Below are 17,943 nucleotides of genomic sequence, written 5' to 3'. Positions count from 1 at the left end.
GAAGCGCATGTCGGACATCCTGCAGAAGATCCTGGCGACCAAGCACGAAGAGATCGCCGCCGCCGAGCGCGAACTGTCGCGCGAGGACATCGTGGAAGAAGCGCGCGAGGCTGCCGAGCCGCGTGACTTCGTCGGCGCCGTGCGCGCGAAGATCGCTGCCGGCAAGGCCGCTGTCATCGCCGAAGTGAAGAAGGCCAGCCCGTCAAAGGGCGTGCTGCGCGAGCACTTCGTGCCGGCCGATATCGCCCGCTCGTATGAAGCCGGCGGTGCGGCCTGCCTGTCGGTGTTGACGGACCGCCAGTATTTCCAGGGCGCCACCGAACACCTGCAGCAGGCGCGCGAAGCCTGCAGCCTGCCGGTGTTGCGCAAGGACTTCATCATCGACGCCTACCAGGTGTTCGAGGCACGCATGATGGGCGCGGACTGCATCCTGCTGATCGTGGCGGCCTTCCTGCCCCCGGACGGCACGGTCAACAGTTCCACCAGCCGCGCGGCGCTGTCGCAGTTGCTGGAGCTGGAACAGCTGGCGCACGATCTCGGCATGGGCGTGCTGGTCGAAGTGCACTCCGCCGACGAGCTGGACATCGCGCTGCAGATGACGACGCCGCTGCTGGGTATCAACAACCGCAACCTGCGCAGCTTCGAGGTCACGCTGAACACCACGCTGTCGCAACTGGCGCGCATTCCCGAAGGCCGCATCGTCGTCACCGAGAGCGGCATCCTCGGCCGCGACGACGTGACCCTCATGCGCGGTCGCGACGTGCATGCCTTCCTGGTCGGCGAGGCCTTCATGCGCGCGCCGGACCCGGGCCAGCAACTGGCGGCGCTGTTCGCCTGACGCCCAGGCATGACGGCGGCGACTCCCGACAGTCCCCGCAAGCGTAGCGACGGTAGCGCCCGCCCGCGGCGCTGGCTGCGATGGCTCATGCTGGCCGCCGCGGTGCCGCTGTTCGCGGTGCTGCTGAGCATGGCACTGCTGACCTGGATGATCCGCAGCGAAACCGGCAGTCGCGTGGCCTCCGAATGGGCCAGTCGCTGGGGCGGGCCTTCGCTCATCCTGGAGGGCTGGCAGGGCCGGCTGTTCGACGCCTGGCGATTGAAGCGCTTCGAGCTGAACCTGGCCGACATGCGCATCGTCGTGGAAGGGGCCGAGGCCGACTGGCGTTTCTGGCCGCTGCTGGCGCGTGACATCCAGTTGTCCCGCCTGCGTGCCGAGCGTGTCGAGATCCGCATCCGCCCGAGTGCCGACCCCAAGCCGCTGAGCCTGCCGCAGAACCTGTTGCTGCCGCTGTCCATCGAGGCGGACAGCGCGTTCATTGCGCGCCTGCAGGTGGGCGACCTCAGCGACGGGCCGACGCAAGCACCGCCCTACGTCGATCTCGGCGAGATCGACGTCGCCGGGCTGGCCTTGCGGAGCGATGCCCTGTCGGCCGAACGGGCGAGTGCCGTGACGCCCTTCGGCCGCGTGCAGGCGCAAGGCCGGATCGAGACTGCCGCGCCTTTCGCACTGGATGCCAGGGCCAGCCTGCAGGGCCGGCTGGAGGCGCGCAGCTTCAGTGTCACAGGCCAGGCGCGTGGCTCGCTGGCAAGCCTGGACGCGAGCTTGCTCGCCGAGGGCGATGGCCTGAAAGGCAATGCACAACTGCACCTGACGCCCTTCGAGCCCTTGCCCTTGCGGCGTGCGCAAGTGAAGCTCAGCGGGCTGAACCCGGCCGCGTTCAATGCGTCGGCGCCGCAGGCCCTGCTGGATATCGACGCCGATCTCACGCCGGAGCTTCCGGCGAAAGGCGATATGCGGGGGCCGGCGCAGTGGCGGGTACGTGGTCCGTTGTCCGTGCGCAACACGCAGCCGGGGCCCTTCGACCGACAGGGGATTGCGATCGAGGCGTTGACCGCCCAGCTCGACTGGCAGGCCGGCGTGCTGCGCGCCGAGCCCCTGCAGGCGCAGGTACCCGGCGGGGGGCGCGTCGGTGGCCGCCTGACCTGGCGTCCCGACAATGCAGGAGGCTTCGGGCGCCTGGACGGTCGGCTCAACGTGACGCAGGTGGACCTGCAGAAAATGGTGGCGGCGCTACGTCCGCTGCGGGTCAGCGGTGCCCTGACCGCAGAGGTCGAGACGGCTGCGCAACGCTTCACCCTTCAACTGGCTGGTGGCGACAAGCGCCTGGATGCGGCCGTGCATTTGCGCGACGGCGTGCTGTCACTGCCGCGGGCACGACTCAACGCCGGGCAGGCGGAGGCCAGCGCGACCGGCAAGCTGGGCTTGCGCGGTCAGCAGGCTTTCGAGTTCAGCGGCACGCTGAAGCACGTGGACCCCAGCGCTTTCCTGCAGAGTGCGCCGCGTGGCGACCTGAATGCCGGTGTCGCGGTGAAGGGGCATCTGCAACCGCGCTGGCAGGTGACCGCCCAGCTCAACATGGACGAAGGCCGACTGGGCAAATTCCCCCTGCAGGGCAACCTGGGGGGCACGGTGTCACCTGACCGCATGCAGGGCGTGCAGGGCGACCTCAACCTGCTGGGCAATACGCTCAACATCCGCGGCGATTTCGGCAAGCCGGGCGATCGCCTGACTTTCAAGCTCGATGCGCCGGCCCTGGCCCGCCTGGCCGAAGGATACGGCGGCAGCCTGCAGGCCGAAGGTGAGTTGCGGGGCTCCCTCGCGGAGCCAGCGGGGGAACTCCAGGCCCGCCTGCGCCAGTTGCGGCTGCCCGGTGACGTTCGCCTGGCGGAAGCCAATGCGCGATTGCAGCTGCGTGAAGGGGCCGGCGGTGCCTTCTCGCTTGCCGCCGACATGCAGTCGCTGCTGGTGGGCGATGACATCCGCCAGGGGGTGCCGCGCGCCCAGCTGACCGTGGACGGGACGCGCGCCAGCCACCAGGCCAGCCTGGATGCCGTGCTCGGCGATCCGGCGGCGCGTACGCCCCAGCAGCTCCTGTTGCGGGTCTCCGGCGGGTTGGTTGATGGAGGGTGGCGCGGCAGGGTCGAGCAACTGGAAGGCAAGGGGCAGTACGCCATGGCGCTGAGTGCGCCGGCCAGCCTGAACGCAGGCAGCGCGGGCGTCGAGCTGGGCGAGGCGGATATTCGCGGCGAACAGGTACGCATCCACCTGGCCCGCACGGCGTGGACGCCGACGCGGATCGAAGCACGCGGCAGCTTCACCGGGGTGGAGGTCGGGGTGTCGCTGGACGATGAGCGGCGCACCGTCATGCGCGGCCGCAGCCTGCGCCTGGGGGGCGAGTGGGATGTCACGCTGGGCGAACTCGCCAACGGGCAGGTACGTGTGTTCCGCGAAGGTGGCGACATCGTGTTGCAGGGCGACGCACCAATAGCCCTGGGCCTGAGCGAGCTGGAGGTCATTCTTGCTGCCACCGACAACCGCCTGGCGCTGGCGGCGTCTGCCGAAGGGCGCCGCATCGGTGTCATTTCGGCGACTGCGACCGCCACCGCGCGACGGGTGGGCAGCGCGGTGCGATTGGACCCGGACCAGCCGCTGCTGGGTGCGGCGCGTATCGAGGTGCCCAACATCGACTGGGTGGGGCCACTGGTCAACCAGAACCTGCAGACCGGTGGCGGCGTGGTGGGCGACTTTTCCTTGTCCGGTACGCCCGCCCGCCCGGTCAGCGCCGGGCAGGTACAGGGCAAGGCCCTGGTGGTCGGTCTGGCCGACCAGGGCCTGCGGCTGAAGGATGGCGAGGTGGTGCTGGCGTTCGACGCGCAGACACTGAAGCTGCAGACGCTGGCGTTCAGCTCCGAGTGCGTGCACCGACCGGGCGACATGCGCGTGGCGGCCAATGCGCTGTGTGCGAAGCCCGGCCGCCTGAGCGGCGAGGGGACCATGGCGCTGACGACGGGCGAAGGGCGATTCGACCTGCGGGCCGAGCGCATCGGCGTCATGCAGCGCAGCGACATCTGGGTGCTGGTGTCTGGCGACGGACGCATCGACACGACCTGGGAGGGGGCGAAACTGGAGGCCCGCCTCGCCAGCGACGCGGGTTTCGTCGGCTTTGCGCGTACTGGTGCGCCGTCGTTGTCGGATGACGTGGTGATCCGCGGCAGCAAGACGGCAGCGGGCCGCAAGCTGCGCTTCGAGGCGGACGTGAAGTTCGATTTCGGCGAGCGCTTCCTCGTCCGTGCCTACGGCGTGGACGCGATGCTGTCGGGCGGCCTTCATATCGCGCGGGCGGACAATGGCAGTCTGCGTGCCAACGGCTCGGTGCGGACGCGCGAGGGCGTGTATGACGCCTACGGCCAGCGCCTGGCGATCGAGCGGGGCGTGGTGAACTTCCAGGGGCCGCTGGACAATCCCGGCCTGAACATCGTTGCCAAGCGCACCGGCCTGGCGGTGGAAGCCGGTGTGGAGGTGACCGGGACGGCACAGCGTCCTCGCGTGCGGCTGGTGTCGGAGCCGAACGTGCCGGATTCGGAGAAGCTCTCCTGGATCCTGCTGGGGCGCGGCAGCGATGTCGGCTCGCAGGACGCGGCCTTGCTGCTGTCGGCAGCCGGCGTGCTGTTCAATGACGACGGCGAAGGCATCAAGGACAAGGTGGCGCGCAGCTTCGGCTTCGACGACATCATCATCGGGCAGTCGGACAGCAGCATGGCAGGGCGCCCGCTGAGTTCCAGCGTGGCGACCGATGCCACCGGCACCAGCGCGGGGCGGGGCGGTGGCGACTCGGACCAGGCGGTGGCTGTCGGCAAGCGGCTGACGCGCGATGTCTACCTGTCGCTGGAGCAGAACTTCATCGGTACCGAGAGCATCGTGAAGCTGACCTACAACATCTCGCGGCTGTTCTCGCTGATCCTGCGGGCCGGTACCGACAACGCGATCGATCTCAATTACTCGATCACCTTCCGCTGAGCGCGGTGGGGGGCAACGACAAGGTGGTCAACGACAAAGGGCCGGCATCTGCCGGCCCTTTGTCGTTACTGCCGTACCTGCGTGTCAGCCTGCCTTGGCCGGCGAGGTGATCAGCACGTGCTGCACCAGCTCGGCCAGCGAGTTGGCGCCCATCTTTTCCATGACACGGGCGCGGTGCACTTCCACGGTCTTGATGCTGATGCCGAGGTCGTCGGCGATCTGCTTGTTGAGGCGGCCGGCGACGATGAGATCCAGCACCTCGCGCTCGCGCGGCGTCAGTTGCTCGATGCGCCGCTGCGCTTCGGCGCCCTGGCGGCGCGCTTCGCGCTGGCTGCGTTCCTGTGCGAGGCATTGCTCGATGAGCTTGAGCATGTCGCGGTCATTGAAGGGCTTCTCGATGAAGTCGACCGCGCCCTTCTTCAGCGCGGAGACCGCCATCGGCACGTCGCCGTGGCCGGTGATGAAGATGACCGGCAGGGTGGAGTGCATGCCGTTGAGCTTCTCGTACAGCTCCAGCCCGCTCATGCCCGGCATCCGCACGTCCAGCACCAGGCAGCCCGTGATGTCCGGCCGCCAGGCGGCAAGGAATTCTTCCGCCGACGCGTAGGCCGATACGGCGAGGCCGGTGGACTCCAGCAGCCACACCAGCGAGTCGCGCAGGGCCTCGTCGTCGTCGACGATGTGCACGAGCTGTTTCGCGGCGTTGTCAGAGGGGGACATGGGGGGCGCGAGATTCAAGGGTGAGCTCCTGCGGCAAAGTAAAGCGGAAGATACTCCCTCCGGCCGGGTTGGGGTCAACCCACAAGCGACCATCATGAAACTCGATGATGGAGCGACAGATGTTCAACCCCATGCCCATGCCTTCGGCCTTGGTGGTGAAGAAGGCGGCAAACAGGCGTTCCAGGTCCTCGGGGGCGATGCCGGGGCCGTAGTCGGTCACCGACACTTCCACCTGGCCGTCACGGGCCGCCGCGCCCACCCATACGTCGCGCCGCTCGGGCGGAAATCCGGCCACGGCCTCGGCCGCGTTCTTCACCAGGTTCAGCAGGACCTGCTCGATCATGATGCGGTCGGCATGGACGGGGGGCAGGTCGGCCGCGATGTCATTGACCAGCCGCACGCCCAGGCGACGGGCATCGATCTCGGCGAAGCCCAGTGCGTCTTCCACGATGTCGGCGAGATCGGCACGTTCGCGCCTGGGTTCGCTCTTGCGCACGAAGTCGCGCACGCGCCGCACGATCTTGCCGGCCCGCTCGGCCTGGGCGCTGGCCTTTTCCATGGCGGACAGCAGGTCTTCCTGGCGGAAGCCGCCGGCGCGCAGGCGATTGACGCAACCCATGTTGTAGTTGGCGATGGCGGACAGCGGCTGGTTGAGCTCGTGGGCGAGGGTGGAAGCCATTTCGCCCATGGTGATGAGGCGGGACGTGCGCTGCAGGCGCTCCTCCTGCTCGCGGTTGACCTCTTCCACTTCCTTGCGATCGGTGATGTCGGTGGCCACGGCCAGCCGTACGACACGCCCGTCCACCCAGCGGGTGGCGCGCTCGCGAAGGTGGAACCACCGTCCGCTCTGGGTGTGCTGCAGTTCGCCGTCGAAGAGCTCGCGTGGCAGGTCGGCGTCCACCAGCCGGCGCGGGTCCACCGTGTAGTCACCACGCTCGGGTTGTGGCACGGCAAGTTGCGAGGCCAGGCGCGGGGCGATGAGCGTGGCGGACGCGGCGTGCTGCTCGTCCAGGCAGGCGCGGTTGGCGTAGAGGACTTCGTCGCTGGCGGCGTCGGCGACGAACACGGCAGCGTCCAGACCGTCCAGCACGGCGACGAAGCGCTCGTGGGCGACCTCGAGGTGGGCGCGCGCCTCGCGCGCTTCCGTCACGTCGTGCATGGCGCCCATCCAGCCCACCTGTGCGCCGGTGGCGTCGATCAGCGGGGATATATGGAAGCGCATCAGCATCTGGTGGCCGTCGCGGTGCAGGATGGGCGCATCGAAGCCGGAGGCCGGTGCGTTGCCCGACAGCACCAGGGCCAGGTTGCGCCAGTGCAGTTCGAGGTTCTCCTGCGGCCAGTAGGCGTAGGGGGGCTCCATTCCGATCAGTTCGTCAGCCGTCCAGCCGACCATCTCGCAGAAGGCGGGATTGACGTACAGGATGCGGCCGCGCAGGTCGAAGGCGCGCAGGCCGGTCAGGACGGATTCCTCCATGGATTTGCGGAAGGCCATTTCGGCACGCAGCGCGTCCTCGCTGGCCTTGCGGTCGGAGACGTCATGGCCGACGGCGTAGATCAGCGAATCGTCCGGCACAGGGTTGGCGTTCCAGCTCAGCCAGCGGTAGCTGCCATTGGCGCAGCGGCAGCGCAGCTCGAAGCTGGCGCTGCGCTGGTTGCGCAGGTCACGCAGGGCGCCGACGGCGATGGCGGTATCGTCGGGGTGGACGACGTCGGGCAGCCGCGTGCCGACCAAGGCATCGAAGGGATAACCGAGCACACGATGGAAAGCCGGGTTGGTGCGCTGGAAGCGGCCCTCGCGATCGAGCACCGCCATCAGGTCCAGCGACAGGCTGAACAGCTGGTCGCGCTCCTTGCGGGCGAGCTGGGTGCGCAACTGCTCGCGCTTGAGTGCGTTGGCCGAGCCGAAAGCGAGCACGCCGACTGCCAGCCCCACAGCCCCGAGCAGGGCGCTGAGGCCTCGTTCACCCTCCAGCACGCCCGGCAGGGTCCAGGTCAACAGCACCAGTGCCGCGGCGAGTGCCAGCCACCACAGGAGGCGGCTGAGTCGGTCGGAAAGGCGGGGCTGGCGCGAGCGATTCATGGCGGGGGAAATACGGCAGTCAGGGCATTCTGGTGGCTCGAGCACAAGGTGGAGATTCGGACTTTCCCGTAAGCATGGACACAGTCTGGTTCAAGGCGAAGCCCCGCCATGCAGGTCGTGTTCGCCCGTTGCGGCAAGCATGCGGATGGCATTTGTTTTGTGCGCCGCAACATCATGATTTGACACTCTTTTTCTGTTGCGCTGCGCAAACGGCCTGCGGAGAAAGGAATTGCATCTGATGAATGCGTGTTTTATATTGTGAAAATCCGGGTCGGGGCGGCTGCCTCGATCTGCGGTAACGTGCGGATCTTTACGCTGCCGCTCTGTCGAAGGGCAGTTCGCACTGGGCGATACCGGCGCTGTCCGGTATCCGCAGGCAACACACAAGTACTGACCATGTGGTGTCCTGATCGCCAGCGATGGCGCGTCGCGGACGCCATAACCCCCAACCGAGGAGAAGCAAGATGGCAGCAGTGCCCCACGTTCTCCTGCAGTCCGACCCGGACGCGCGGGAAACGCAGGAGTGGCTGGAAGCGCTCAGCGCGGTAATGTCCCAAGAGGGCCCCGAGCGCGCTCACTACCTGATCGAACGGCTGATCGAAGCCGCACGCGAGGCCGGTGTTGATATCCCCTACAGCGCCAACACCGCCTACATCAACACCATCCCCACCGAACTGCAGCCCAAGTACCCGGGCAATACCGCCATCGAGGAACGCATCCAGGCTTACCTGCGCTGGAACGCGATGGCCATGGTGGTGCGTGCCAACAAGCACACCAACGTGGGCGGCCACATTGCTTCCTACGCGTCTTCCGCCACGCTGTACGACGTGGGCTTCAACTGGTTCTGGAACGCTGCCCACGAAGGCCACGGCGGCGACCTGATCTTCTTCCAGGGTCACTCGATCCCGGGCATCTACGCGCGCGCGTTCCTGCTCGGCCGCCTGACCGACGAACAGCTCGACAACTTCCGCCAGGAAACCGGCGGCAAGGGCCTGCCGTCCTATCCGCACCCGTGGCTGATGCCGGAGTTCTGGCAGTTCCCCACCGTGTCGATGGGCCTAGGCCCGCTGCAGGCCATCTACCAGGCCCGCTTCATGAAGTACCTGCAGGACCGCAACATCGCGCAGACGACCAACCGCAAGGTGTGGGCGTTCATGGGCGACGGCGAGATGGATGAAGTCGAGTCGCTCGGCGCCATCGGCGTGGCCGGTCGCGAGCGCCTGGACAACCTGGTCTTCGTGATCAACTGCAACCTGCAGCGCCTGGATGGTCCGGTGCGTGGCAACGGCAAGATCATCCAGGAGCTGGAAGCCGAATTCCGCGGCGCCGGCTGGAACGTCATCAAGCTGATCTGGGGCACCCACTGGGATGCGCTGTTCGCGCGCGACGCCCAGGGTCTGCTGAAGAAGCGGATGATGGAAGTGGTCGACGGCGAGTACCAGACCTACAAGTCCAAGGACGGTGCCTACGTCCGCGAGAACTTCTTCAACACGCCGGAACTGAAGGCCATGGTGGCCGATTGGACCGACGACGACATCTGGCGCCTGAACCGCGGTGGCCACGACATGTTCAAGATCTTCGCGGCCTACAAGGCGGCCGTGGAGCACAAGGGCCAGCCGACGCTGATCCTGGCGAAGACCATCAAGGGCTTCGGCATGGGCGACTCCGGCGAAGCGCAGAACATCAGCCACCAGCAGAAGAAGATGTCGACGGATTCGCTGCGCGCGTTCCGCGACCGCTTCCAGATCCCGGTCGCCGACGACCAGATCGAGAAGATGCCCTACATCAAGTTCGAAGAGGGCTCGAAGGAACTGGAGTACATGCGCAAGCAGCGCACCGATCTCGGTGGCTACCTGCCCGCGCGCGTGAGCAAGGGCGACAGCCTGCAGGTGCCGCCGCTGTCCGCGTTCGACGCACTGCTGAAGGCATCCGGCGAAGGCCGCGAAATCTCCACCACGATGGCCATCGTGCGCATGTTCAACATCCTGTTGAAGGACAAGAACGTCGGCAAGTACGTGGTGCCCATCGTCGTCGACGAATCGCGCACCTTCGGCATGGAAGGCATGTTCCGCCAGTACGGCATCTGGAACCAGGATGGTCAGAAGTATGTCCCGCAGGACCATGACCAGCTGATGTTCTACAAGGAGGTCAAGGACGGCCAGATCATGCAGGACGGCATCAACGAAGCCGGTGCCATGGCCGACTGGATCGCCGCCGCCACCGCGTATTCGGTGCACGGCGTGCCGATGATCCCGTTCTACATCTTCTACTCGATGTTCGGCATGCAGCGCACGATGGACCTGTGCTGGGCTGCCGGTGACTCGCGTGCCCGCGGCTTCCTGGTCGGCGGTACCGCCGGTCGCACCACGCTGAACGGCGAAGGCCTGCAGCACGAGGACGGTCACTCGCACGTGCTGGCGCACACCATCCCGAACTGCATCAGCTACGACCCGGCGTTCTCGTTCGAACTGGCGGTGATCTTCCAGGACGGCCTGCGTCGCATGTACCAGGATCAGGAAGATGTGTACTACTACCTGACCGTCATGAACGAGAACTACGAGCACCCCGAGATGCCGGCCGGAGCAGAAGCCGACATCATCAAGGGTCTCTACAAGCTCAAGGATGGCGGCAAGTCCAAGGGCCCGCGCGTCCAGCTGATGGGTTCCGGCACGATCTTCCGCGAAGTCATCGCCGCGGCCGAACTGCTGAAGAGCGACTGGGGTGTCGAAGCCGACATCTGGGGCGCACCGAGCTTCAACGAACTGGCCCGCGACGGTCAGTCCACCGCGCGCTGGAACATGCTGCACCCGCTGGAAACCCCGCGCGTGTCGCACGTCGAAGCCAAGCTGAAGGACGCGCAGGGTCCGGTGGTGGTCGCAACCGACTACATCCGCCTGTATGCCGAGCAGATCCGCCCCTACGTGCCGCAACGCTACGTGGTGCTGGGCTGCGACGGCTTCGGCCGTTCCGACACCCGCGAGAAGCTGCGTAACCACTTCGAGGTGAACCGTCACTGGGTGGTGGTGGCTGCGCTGTCGGCCCTGGTGGCCGAAGGCAAGGTGGATCGCGAGAAGGTGGCAGCAGCGATGGTCAAGTACGGCATCGATCCGAACAAACCGAACCCGCTGCATGCGTGACAGTGAAAGGTGAAAAGTGAAATGTGGAACGTGTGTTCGGCGCGCGTTCCACGTTTCACCGGCGCGCAGGCGCCATCACGTTTCACGTCTCACTGAGGAAAACAAATGAGCCAACTCATCGAAGTTAAGGTTCCCGACATCGGCGACTTCACGGATGTGCCGGTGATCGAGGTGATGGTCAAGCCGGGCGACAGCGTGAAGGTGGACGACTCGCTGGTGACGCTGGAATCCGACAAGGCCACGATGGACGTGCCGTCTTCGGCCGCCGGCGTGGTGAAGGAAGTGCGCGTCAAGGTCGGCGACCGCATCGGCGAAGGCGCCGTCGTGGTCCTCATCGAAGCCGCGGGCGCGGCGGCTGCCGCAGCACCGGCTGTAGCACCGGCCCCCGCTCCTGCTGCGGCAGCAGCACCCGCACCCGTTGCGGCCGCTGCGCCGGCACCGGCGCCCGCTGCTGCACCGGCTGCCTCCGCCGGCCCGGTCGAAGTGAAGGTGCCGGACATCGGCGACTTCGACACCGTGCCCATCATCGAACTGCATGTGAAGGTCGGCGACACCATCAAGGTGGATGACGCCATCGCCACGCTGGAGTCCGACAAGGCCACCATGGACGTGCCGTCTTCGGCCGCGGGTACCGTGAAGGAAGTGAAGGTCAAGGTCGGCGACAAGGTGGGCGAGGGCGCCGTGCTGATCGTCGTCGAAAGCGCTGGTGGCGTGCCTGCCGCTGCCGCTCCGGCTGCTGCTCCCGCACTGGCTCCTGCTGCTGCAGCGCCGGCCCCAACCGCAGCTCCTGCTCCCGTTGCAGCGCCTGCACCTGCCGCCGCAGCACCGGTGGCCACCGCCGCTGCTGGCAAGGCCCACGCCAGCCCGTCCGTGCGCAAGTTCGCGCGCGAGCTGGGCGTGGATGTGGCGCTGGTGCCGGGTAGCGGTCCGAAGGGCCGCATCCTGCAGGAGGACGTGCAGAACTTCATCAAGGGCGTGATGGCCCAGGTCGCTTCCGGCGGCCTGCAGTCCACGCCGGCTGGCACCACGGCCGGTGGCAGCGTCGGTGGTCTTACCGTGCTGCCCTGGCCGAAGGTCGACTTCAGCAAGTTCGGCGCGGTGGAAACGCAACCGCTGTCGCGCATCAAGAAGATCAGCGGCGCCAACCTGCACCGCAACTGGGTGGTCATTCCGCACGTCACCAACCATGACGACGCGGACATCACCGATCTGGAAAACTTCCGTGTGCAGATGAACAAGGAGCTGGAGAAGAGCGGCGCCAAGCTCACCATGCTCGCGTTCATGATCAAGGCCGCGGTCGCCTCGCTGAAGAAGTTCCCCAGCTTCAATGCCTCGCTGGACGGCGACAACCTGGTGCTGAAGAAGTACTACAACATCGGTTTCGCGGCGGACACCCCGAATGGCCTGGTGGTGCCGGTGATCAAGAACGCCGACCAGAAGGGCGTCATCGAGATCGCCAAGGAAATGGGCGACCTCGCCAAGCTGGCCCGCGAAGGCAAGCTGAAGCCGGACCAGATGCAGGGCGGCTGCTTCTCCATCAGCTCGCTGGGCGGTATCGGCGGCACGTACTTCACGCCGATCATCAACGCGCCGGAAGTGGCGATCATGGGGGTCTGCAAGTCCGCCACCAAGCCGGTGTGGGACGGCAAGGCCTTCCAGCCGCGCCTGATCCTGCCGCTGTCGCTGTCCTGGGACCACCGCGTGATCGACGGTGCGGAAGCCGCGCGCTTCAACACCTACTTCGCCGGCGTGCTGCAGGACTTCCGTCGCGTACTGCTCTGACAGCTGAAATGTGAAACGTGAAAGGTGAAACGGGGATGTGTGTGCGTTTCACCTTTCACCGGCGCCCTTGGCGCCATCACGTTTCACGGCCAACGCCATGACCACGCTCGCCATCGTCCGCAAGAACGGCCAGGTCGCCATCGCAGCCGATGGGCTGACCACCTTCGGCGATACGCGACTGTCGGGCGAGTACAAGCGCGATCCGGACAAGCTGTTGTACGTGGCGGATTCGTGGATCGGCGTGTGCGGCAGTTCGGCGCACCACCTGGTGCTGGAGAGCGCCTTCGCGCAGCTGGAAGAAGTGAGCTTCGACAGCCGCGAGGAGATCTACGATACCTTCCGCCGCCTGCATCCGGTGCTCAAGGAGCACGCCTTCCTCAACCCCAAGGAAGAGGATGACGACCCCTACGAGTCCTCGCAGGTCACCTGCGTGATCGCCAATGCCACCGGCATCTACGCGGTGTACTCGTATCGCGAGGTGTTCGATTTCGATCGCTTCTGGGCGGCAGGGTCGGGGCGCAGCTTCGCGTTGGGGGCCATGTACGCGGCCTACAACTCGCAGTTGTCGGCGGAGGACATTGCAAGGCTCGGTGTGCGCGCAGGCGTGGAATTCGATACCGCCAGCGGCGGCAAGATCGTTTCGTATTTGATGCAACTCAGTGACGTGACTCGCTCACGAGAGGAAGAACAATGAGCCAACTGGTTGAAGTGAAGGTTCCCGACATCGGCGACTTCAAGGACGTGCCGGTCATCGAAGTGATGGTCAAGCCGGGCGACAGCGTGAAGGTGGACGATTCGCTGGTGACGCTGGAATCCGACAAGGCCACGATGGACGTGCCGTCCTCGGCCGCTGGCGTGGTGAAGGAAGTGCGCGTCAAGGTCGGTGAGCGCATCGGCGAAGGCGCCGTGGTGGTCGTGCTGGAAGCCTCGGGCGCCGCGGCTGCGCCTGCTCCGGCGGCCGCACCGGCACCGGCCGAAGCGCCTGCTGCACCGGCTCCCGCCCCCGCAGCGGCACCTGCCGCGGCACCGGTTGCCGGCAGCTACACCGGCAAAGTGGATGTCGAGACCGACATGGTGGTGCTGGGCGCTGGCCCCGGCGGTTACTCCGCAGCTTTCCGCGCCGCCGATCTCGGCATGAAGACCGTGCTGATCGAGCGTTACGCCACCCTCGGTGGCGTGTGTCTGAACGTGGGCTGCATTCCGTCCAAGGCGCTGCTGCACGTGGCGGCGGTGATGGACGAAGCGTCGCACTTCTCCGACGTGGGCGTGGCCTTCGCGTCGCCGAAGGTCGATCTCGAGCAGCTGCGCAAGCACAAGGAAAAGGTCATCGGAAAGCTGACCAATGGCCTCAATGGCATGGCCAAGTCGCGCAAGGTGGACGTGGTGCGTGGCTACGGCAGCTTCCTGGATGCCAACCACATCGAAGTGGAAGTCACCAGCGGCACCGGCCAGGACCGCACCGGCGAGAAGAAGGTCGTGAAGTTCCAGAAGTGCATCATCGCTGCCGGCTCGCAGGCGGTGAAGCTGCCCTTCTTCCCGGAAGATCCGCGCATCGTCGATTCGACCGGCGCGCTGGAGCTGCGCCAGATCCCGAAGCGCATGCTGGTCGTCGGCGGCGGCATCATCGGCCTGGAAATGGCGACGGTGTATTCGTCGCTGGGCGCACGCATCGACGTCGTGGAAATGATGGACGGCCTGATGGCGGGCGCTGACAAGGATCTGGTGAAGGTGTGGGAGAAGCAGAACACCCATCGCTTCGACAAGATCATGCTGAAGACCAAGACCGTCGGCGCCACCGTGCGCGAGGACGGCATCCTGGTGAAATTCGAAGGCGAGGGCGCACCGGCCGACGAGCAGAAGTACGACCTCGTGCTGGTGGCCGTGGGCCGCAGCCCGAACGGCAAGAAGGTCGGCGCCGAAAAGGCTGGCGTCATCGTCAGCGACCGAGGCTTCATTCCGGTCGACAGCCAGCAGCGCACCAACGTGCCGCACATCTTCGCGATCGGTGACATCGTCGGTCAGCCGATGCTGGCCCACAAGGGCGAGCACGAAGGCCACGTTGCCGCCGAGGCAGCGCACGGCGAGAAGGCGCACTTCGATGCCAAGCTGATTCCGTCGGTGGCCTACACCGAGCCGGAAGTGGCGTGGGCGGGCCTGACCGAAGCGGAAGCCAAGGCCAAGGGCATCAAGTTCGGCGTCGGCAAGTTCCCGTGGGCGGCTTCGGGCCGCGCGATCGCCAACGGCTGCGACTACGGTTTCACCAAGCTGATCTTCGACGAGGAGACCCACCGCATCATCGGTGGTGCCATCGTCGGCCCGAACGCGGGCGACATGATCGGCGAGGTGGCGCTGGCCATCGAGATGGGCTGCGACGCGGTGGACATCGGCAAGACCATCCACCCGCACCCGACGCTGGGCGAGTCGCTGGGCAAGGCTGCCGAAGTGTACGAAGGCACCTGTACCGACCTGCCGCCGGTGCGCAAGAAGTAAGCAAACGACCATCCCGGGCGCGGCGGATTTTGCGGCCTCAGGAAAGTGATATGCTGCACCGCATCAGGGCTCGGCCCGTGTGGTGATCCTCGGGGCCCGTGGGCGCAAGCCTGCCGGGCCCCGATTTGTTTTCGATGTGTTTGACCCGTGCTTGACCTCTACCCCTCAGGAGTTTTGCGATGGAAAACATTGTGATTGTGGCTGCCGTCCGTACGCCGGTCGGCAAATTCGGCGGCACCCTGGCGAAGGTACCGGCAGCCGAACTCGGCGCGACCGTCATCCGTGGCCTGCTGGCGAAGACAGGGGTGAGCGGGGACCAGATCAGCGACGTGATCCTGGGCCAGGTGCTGACCGCGGGCGTCGGTCAGAACCCGGCGCGCCAGGCGGTGATCCGCGCCGGTCTGCCGGAAGGTGTGCCCGGCATGACCATCAACATGGTGTGCGGCTCCGGTCTGCGCGCGGTGATGCTGGCGGCTCAGGCCGTTCGCAGCGGTGACGCCGAGATCGTCATCGCTGGCGGACAGGAGAACATGTCGGCCAGCCCGCATGTGCTGAACGGTTCGCGCGATGGTTTCCGCATGGGCGATGCGAAGCTGATCGACACCATGATCACCGACGGCCTGTGGGATGTGTACAACCAGTACCACATGGGCGTGACGGCCGAGAACCTGGCCAAGAAATACGGCATCAGCCGTGAAGACCAGGATGCCTTCTCGGCCGCGTCGCAGCAGAAGGCCGAAGCTGCGCAGAAGGCCGGCAAGTTCAAGGACGAGATCGTGCCGGTGGTGATCCCGAACAAGAAGGGCGACATCGTCTTCGATACCGACGAGTACCCGAAGCACGGCACCACGGCCGAATCGCTGGGGGCGCTGAAGCCGGCCTTCGACAAGGCCGGGACGGTGACCGCCGGTAATGCTTCCGGCATCAACGACGGCGCCGCCGCGGTGATGGTGACCACCGAGTCGAAGGCCAAGGCACTGGGCCTGCCGATCCTGGCGACCATCGCGTCCTACGCCACGGCGGGGGTCGACCCGGCCATCATGGGCATCGGCCCGGCACCGGCTTCCCGTCGCGCGCTGCAGAAGGCCGGCTGGACCATCGACACCCCGGATCTCATGGAGATCAACGAAGCCTTCGCCGCCCAGGCCATCGCGGTGAACAAGGAGATGGAGTGGGACACGTCGAAGATCAACGTGAACGGTGGCGCGATTGCCATCGGCCACCCCATCGGCGCATCGGGCTGCCGCGTGCTGGTCAGCCTGCTGCACGAGATGCAGAAGCGCGACGCGAAGAAGGGCTTCGCCTCGTTGTGCATCGGTGGCGGCATGGGCGTGGCGCTGGCAGTCGAACGCTGAGCGCTTGCCCGCACGAAGAAAAAGCCGACCCGCGGGTCGGCTTTTTCTTCGTCTGCAGGCCCGTTTGACGAGCCGCAGCAGGAAGATGAGCAGGATCGCGCCGACCGTTGCGACGATGATGCTGCCGAGCAGGCCACCGGCTCCGATACCCAGCGCACCGAAGACGAAGCCGCCGATCAGCGCACCGACGATGCCCACGACAATGTCGCCGACAACGCCGAAGCCGCCGCCTTTCATGATCACGCCGGCCAGCCAGCCCGCGATGAGACCGACGATGATGAACCAGAGGAAGTCCATTGCGCGCTCCTCAGGCCTTGCCGAACACGCTGCCGAACGCGGACAACCCCTGGGAGAGCAGGTCGCTGGCCTCGTTGGGGTTGCCGTGCGGGGTCAGGCCGTCGACGAACTGCGGCAGGACCTGGGCCAGACCGGCGCTGAGCTGTTCCGGGTTGATGCCGAAGCGCGCGGCCAGTTCGCCGAGCTGGCCGCTGCCCAGCGCCTCGGTCAGCTGGCTGGCGTCGATGGGCAGGTTGCGTCCGGTGCCGACCCAGGAGGCGGCCTGCTCACCGAGGCCGGCCGCCTGGAACTGCTGCAGCAAGCCGCCCAGTCCGCCCTGGCCCTGCAGCAGGCTGGCCGCGATCTGGAGGAGGGGCGAGTCACCCGCGGCGGACGCGGTGTTGCCGTTCAGGGAGCCAAGCACCTGGCCGGCGAGTTGATCGAGCAGTCCCATGTTGTTCATCTCCTTGCGGTTATCGAGGGGCACGGATGCGTCGCCCGGGGCCATGCCCGGGCGTGCGGCGGCAGTACAATCCTGGGCAGGATTTCTTGCAACGGATACGGGATGTTTGCGACATGACCCAGGACGAGTTGAAACAGGCAGTGGCCGAGGCCGCGCTGGCCCATGTGCCGGAAGGCGAGATCATCGGGGTGGGTACGGGCTCCACCGCCAACTTCTTCATAGATGGTCTTGGCCGCATGCGCGACCGTATCAAAGGGGCAGTGGCCAGTTCCGAAGGCAGCGCCACGCGCCTCGCGGCCCTTGGCATCCCGCTGTTCGACCTCAACGAGATCGAATCGCTGTCGGTGTATGTGGACGGTGCGGACGAGATCGATGCGCAGCTGTGCATGATCAAGGGTGGCGGAGCGGCGCTGACGCGCGAGAAGATCGTTGCGGCGGTGGCGCAGCGGTTCGTGTGCATCTGCGATGCCAGCAAGAAGGTGCCGGTCCTGGGGCGCTTCCCGCTGCCGGTCGAGGTCATCCCGATGGCGCGGATGCAGGTGGCGCGCGCGCTGGTTGCGCTGGGCGGCCGCCCGGTCTGGCGCGAAGGCGTGGTCACCGACAACGGCAATGTGATCCTCGACGTGCATGGCCTGTCCATCACCGATCCGGTCGGACTGGAGCTGCAGATCAACCAGATCGTCGGTGTGGTGACCAATGGCCTGTTCGCCGCGCGTCCGGCTGACGTTCTGCTGCTGGGCACGGCAAACGGAGTGCAGACCCTGAAACGTGACTGAAATATT

At 66.4% G+C, this 17,943-nt stretch carries 11 protein-coding genes and 1 pseudogene; 8 read left to right on the top strand and 4 right to left on the bottom strand.

Annotated elements, in window-relative coordinates:
- Positions 1 to 7: 7 nt before the first annotated feature.
- Together trpC and VVD47_RS07595 are read left to right on the top strand one after the other, a co-directional pair.
- On the top strand, positions 8 to 838 hold the full coding sequence (trpC, locus tag VVD47_RS07600; protein ID WP_327602800.1) for an indole-3-glycerol phosphate synthase TrpC: 831 nt from the start codon (positions 8 to 10) through the stop codon (positions 836 to 838).
- A gap of 87 nt (positions 839 to 925) precedes the next feature.
- A complete protein-coding gene (locus VVD47_RS07595) occupies positions 926 to 4,858 on the top strand; it encodes a translocation/assembly module TamB domain-containing protein (RefSeq protein ID WP_327602799.1) in 3,933 nt (1,310 codons plus the stop codon).
- A gap of 84 nt (positions 4,859 to 4,942) precedes the next feature.
- Here the strand turns inward: VVD47_RS07595 and VVD47_RS07590 are convergent, their stop codons facing one another.
- Both VVD47_RS07590 and VVD47_RS07585 read right to left on the bottom strand, forming a co-directional pair.
- Positions 4,943 to 5,578 carry a response regulator transcription factor gene (locus tag VVD47_RS07590; protein WP_327602798.1) on the bottom strand — a complete coding sequence of 212 codons (636 nt, stop codon included), beginning with the start codon at positions 5,576 to 5,578 and terminating at the stop codon, positions 4,943 to 4,945.
- Positions 5,565 to 7,658 carry a PAS domain-containing sensor histidine kinase gene (locus tag VVD47_RS07585; RefSeq protein WP_327602797.1) on the bottom strand — a complete coding sequence of 698 codons (2,094 nt, stop codon included), beginning with the start codon at positions 7,656 to 7,658 and terminating at the stop codon, positions 5,565 to 5,567. Before VVD47_RS07585 ends, VVD47_RS07590 begins: the two co-directional genes overlap by 14 nt.
- Positions 7,659 to 8,122: 464 nt before the next feature.
- Between VVD47_RS07585 and aceE the strand changes: the two genes are divergently transcribed.
- The 5 genes from aceE (at position 8,123) to VVD47_RS07560 (ending at position 16,422) form a co-directional block, all read left to right on the top strand.
- A complete protein-coding gene (gene aceE, locus VVD47_RS07580) occupies positions 8,123 to 10,795 on the top strand; it encodes a pyruvate dehydrogenase (acetyl-transferring), homodimeric type (RefSeq protein WP_327602796.1) in 2,673 nt (890 codons plus the stop codon).
- A 105-nt stretch (positions 10,796 to 10,900) separates the two neighbouring features.
- Complete coding sequence (gene aceF / locus VVD47_RS07575) at positions 10,901 to 12,577, top strand: dihydrolipoyllysine-residue acetyltransferase (protein WP_327602795.1); 1,677 nt, start codon at positions 10,901 to 10,903, stop codon at positions 12,575 to 12,577.
- 97 nt (positions 12,578 to 12,674) lie between these two features.
- Positions 12,675 to 13,271: a hypothetical protein gene (locus VVD47_RS07570; protein WP_327602794.1), complete on the top strand. Its 597-nt coding sequence runs from the start codon at positions 12,675 to 12,677 to the stop codon at positions 13,269 to 13,271.
- Positions 13,268 to 15,067, top strand: coding sequence for a dihydrolipoyl dehydrogenase (gene lpdA, locus VVD47_RS07565; RefSeq protein ID WP_327602793.1), 1,800 nt, complete (start codon positions 13,268 to 13,270; stop codon positions 15,065 to 15,067). The genes VVD47_RS07570 and lpdA overlap by 4 nt, the downstream gene beginning before the upstream one ends.
- Before the next feature lie 179 nt (positions 15,068 to 15,246).
- Positions 15,247 to 16,422, top strand: a complete 1,176-nt coding sequence (locus VVD47_RS07560; protein WP_327602792.1) for an acetyl-CoA C-acetyltransferase — start codon at positions 15,247 to 15,249, stop codon at positions 16,420 to 16,422.
- A gap of 72 nt (positions 16,423 to 16,494) precedes the next feature.
- Here the strand turns inward: VVD47_RS07560 and VVD47_RS20815 are convergent.
- Together VVD47_RS20815 and VVD47_RS07555 are read right to left on the bottom strand one after the other, a co-directional pair.
- A pseudogene (locus VVD47_RS20815) lies at positions 16,495 to 16,659 on the bottom strand (GlsB/YeaQ/YmgE family stress response membrane protein); the annotation flags it as partial.
- A 70-nt stretch (positions 16,660 to 16,729) separates the two neighbouring features.
- The gene (locus VVD47_RS07555) at positions 16,730 to 17,152 is read right to left on the bottom strand and encodes a YidB family protein (protein WP_327602791.1); all 423 of its coding nucleotides are present in this window, start codon (positions 17,150 to 17,152) and stop codon (positions 16,730 to 16,732) included.
- A 122-nt stretch (positions 17,153 to 17,274) separates the two neighbouring features.
- Here VVD47_RS07555 and rpiA point away from each other — a divergent pair, with 122 nt between their 5' ends.
- Complete coding sequence (gene rpiA / locus VVD47_RS07550; protein ID WP_327602790.1) at positions 17,275 to 17,937, top strand: ribose-5-phosphate isomerase RpiA; 663 nt, start codon at positions 17,275 to 17,277, stop codon at positions 17,935 to 17,937.
- Positions 17,938 to 17,943: the final 6 nt, after the last annotated feature.

The organism is Uliginosibacterium sp. H1, assembly GCF_036017065.1.
Taxonomy (GTDB): domain Bacteria; phylum Pseudomonadota; class Gammaproteobacteria; order Burkholderiales; family Rhodocyclaceae; genus Uliginosibacterium.
The sequence above is the reverse complement of the archived record's forward strand: the minus strand, read 5'-3'. Positions and strand labels throughout refer to the sequence as shown.

What these genes read in the sequence shown, in the direction of transcription:
- VVD47_RS07590 (WP_327602798.1), bottom strand. Translation starts at nt 5,578, where the DNA reads ATGTCCCCCTCTGACAACGCCGCGAAACAGCTCGTGCACATCGTCGAC.
- VVD47_RS07585 (WP_327602797.1), bottom strand. Translation starts at nt 7,658, where the DNA reads ATGAATCGCTCGCGCCAGCCCCGCCTTTCCGACCGACTCAGCCGCCTC.
- rpiA (WP_327602790.1), top strand. Translation starts at nt 17,275, where the DNA reads ATGACCCAGGACGAGTTGAAACAGGCAGTGGCCGAGGCCGCGCTGGCC.
- trpC (WP_327602800.1), top strand. Translation starts at nt 8, where the DNA reads ATGTCGGACATCCTGCAGAAGATCCTGGCGACCAAGCACGAAGAGATC.
- VVD47_RS07570 (WP_327602794.1), top strand. Translation starts at nt 12,675, where the DNA reads ATGACCACGCTCGCCATCGTCCGCAAGAACGGCCAGGTCGCCATCGCA.
- VVD47_RS07560 (WP_327602792.1), top strand. Translation starts at nt 15,247, where the DNA reads ATGGAAAACATTGTGATTGTGGCTGCCGTCCGTACGCCGGTCGGCAAA.
- lpdA (WP_327602793.1), top strand. Translation starts at nt 13,268, where the DNA reads ATGAGCCAACTGGTTGAAGTGAAGGTTCCCGACATCGGCGACTTCAAG.
- VVD47_RS07555 (WP_327602791.1), bottom strand. Translation starts at nt 17,152, where the DNA reads ATGGGACTGCTCGATCAACTCGCCGGCCAGGTGCTTGGCTCCCTGAAC.
- aceF (WP_327602795.1), top strand. Translation starts at nt 10,901, where the DNA reads ATGAGCCAACTCATCGAAGTTAAGGTTCCCGACATCGGCGACTTCACG.
- aceE (WP_327602796.1), top strand. Translation starts at nt 8,123, where the DNA reads ATGGCAGCAGTGCCCCACGTTCTCCTGCAGTCCGACCCGGACGCGCGG.
- VVD47_RS07595 (WP_327602799.1), top strand. Translation starts at nt 926, where the DNA reads ATGCTGGCCGCCGCGGTGCCGCTGTTCGCGGTGCTGCTGAGCATGGCA.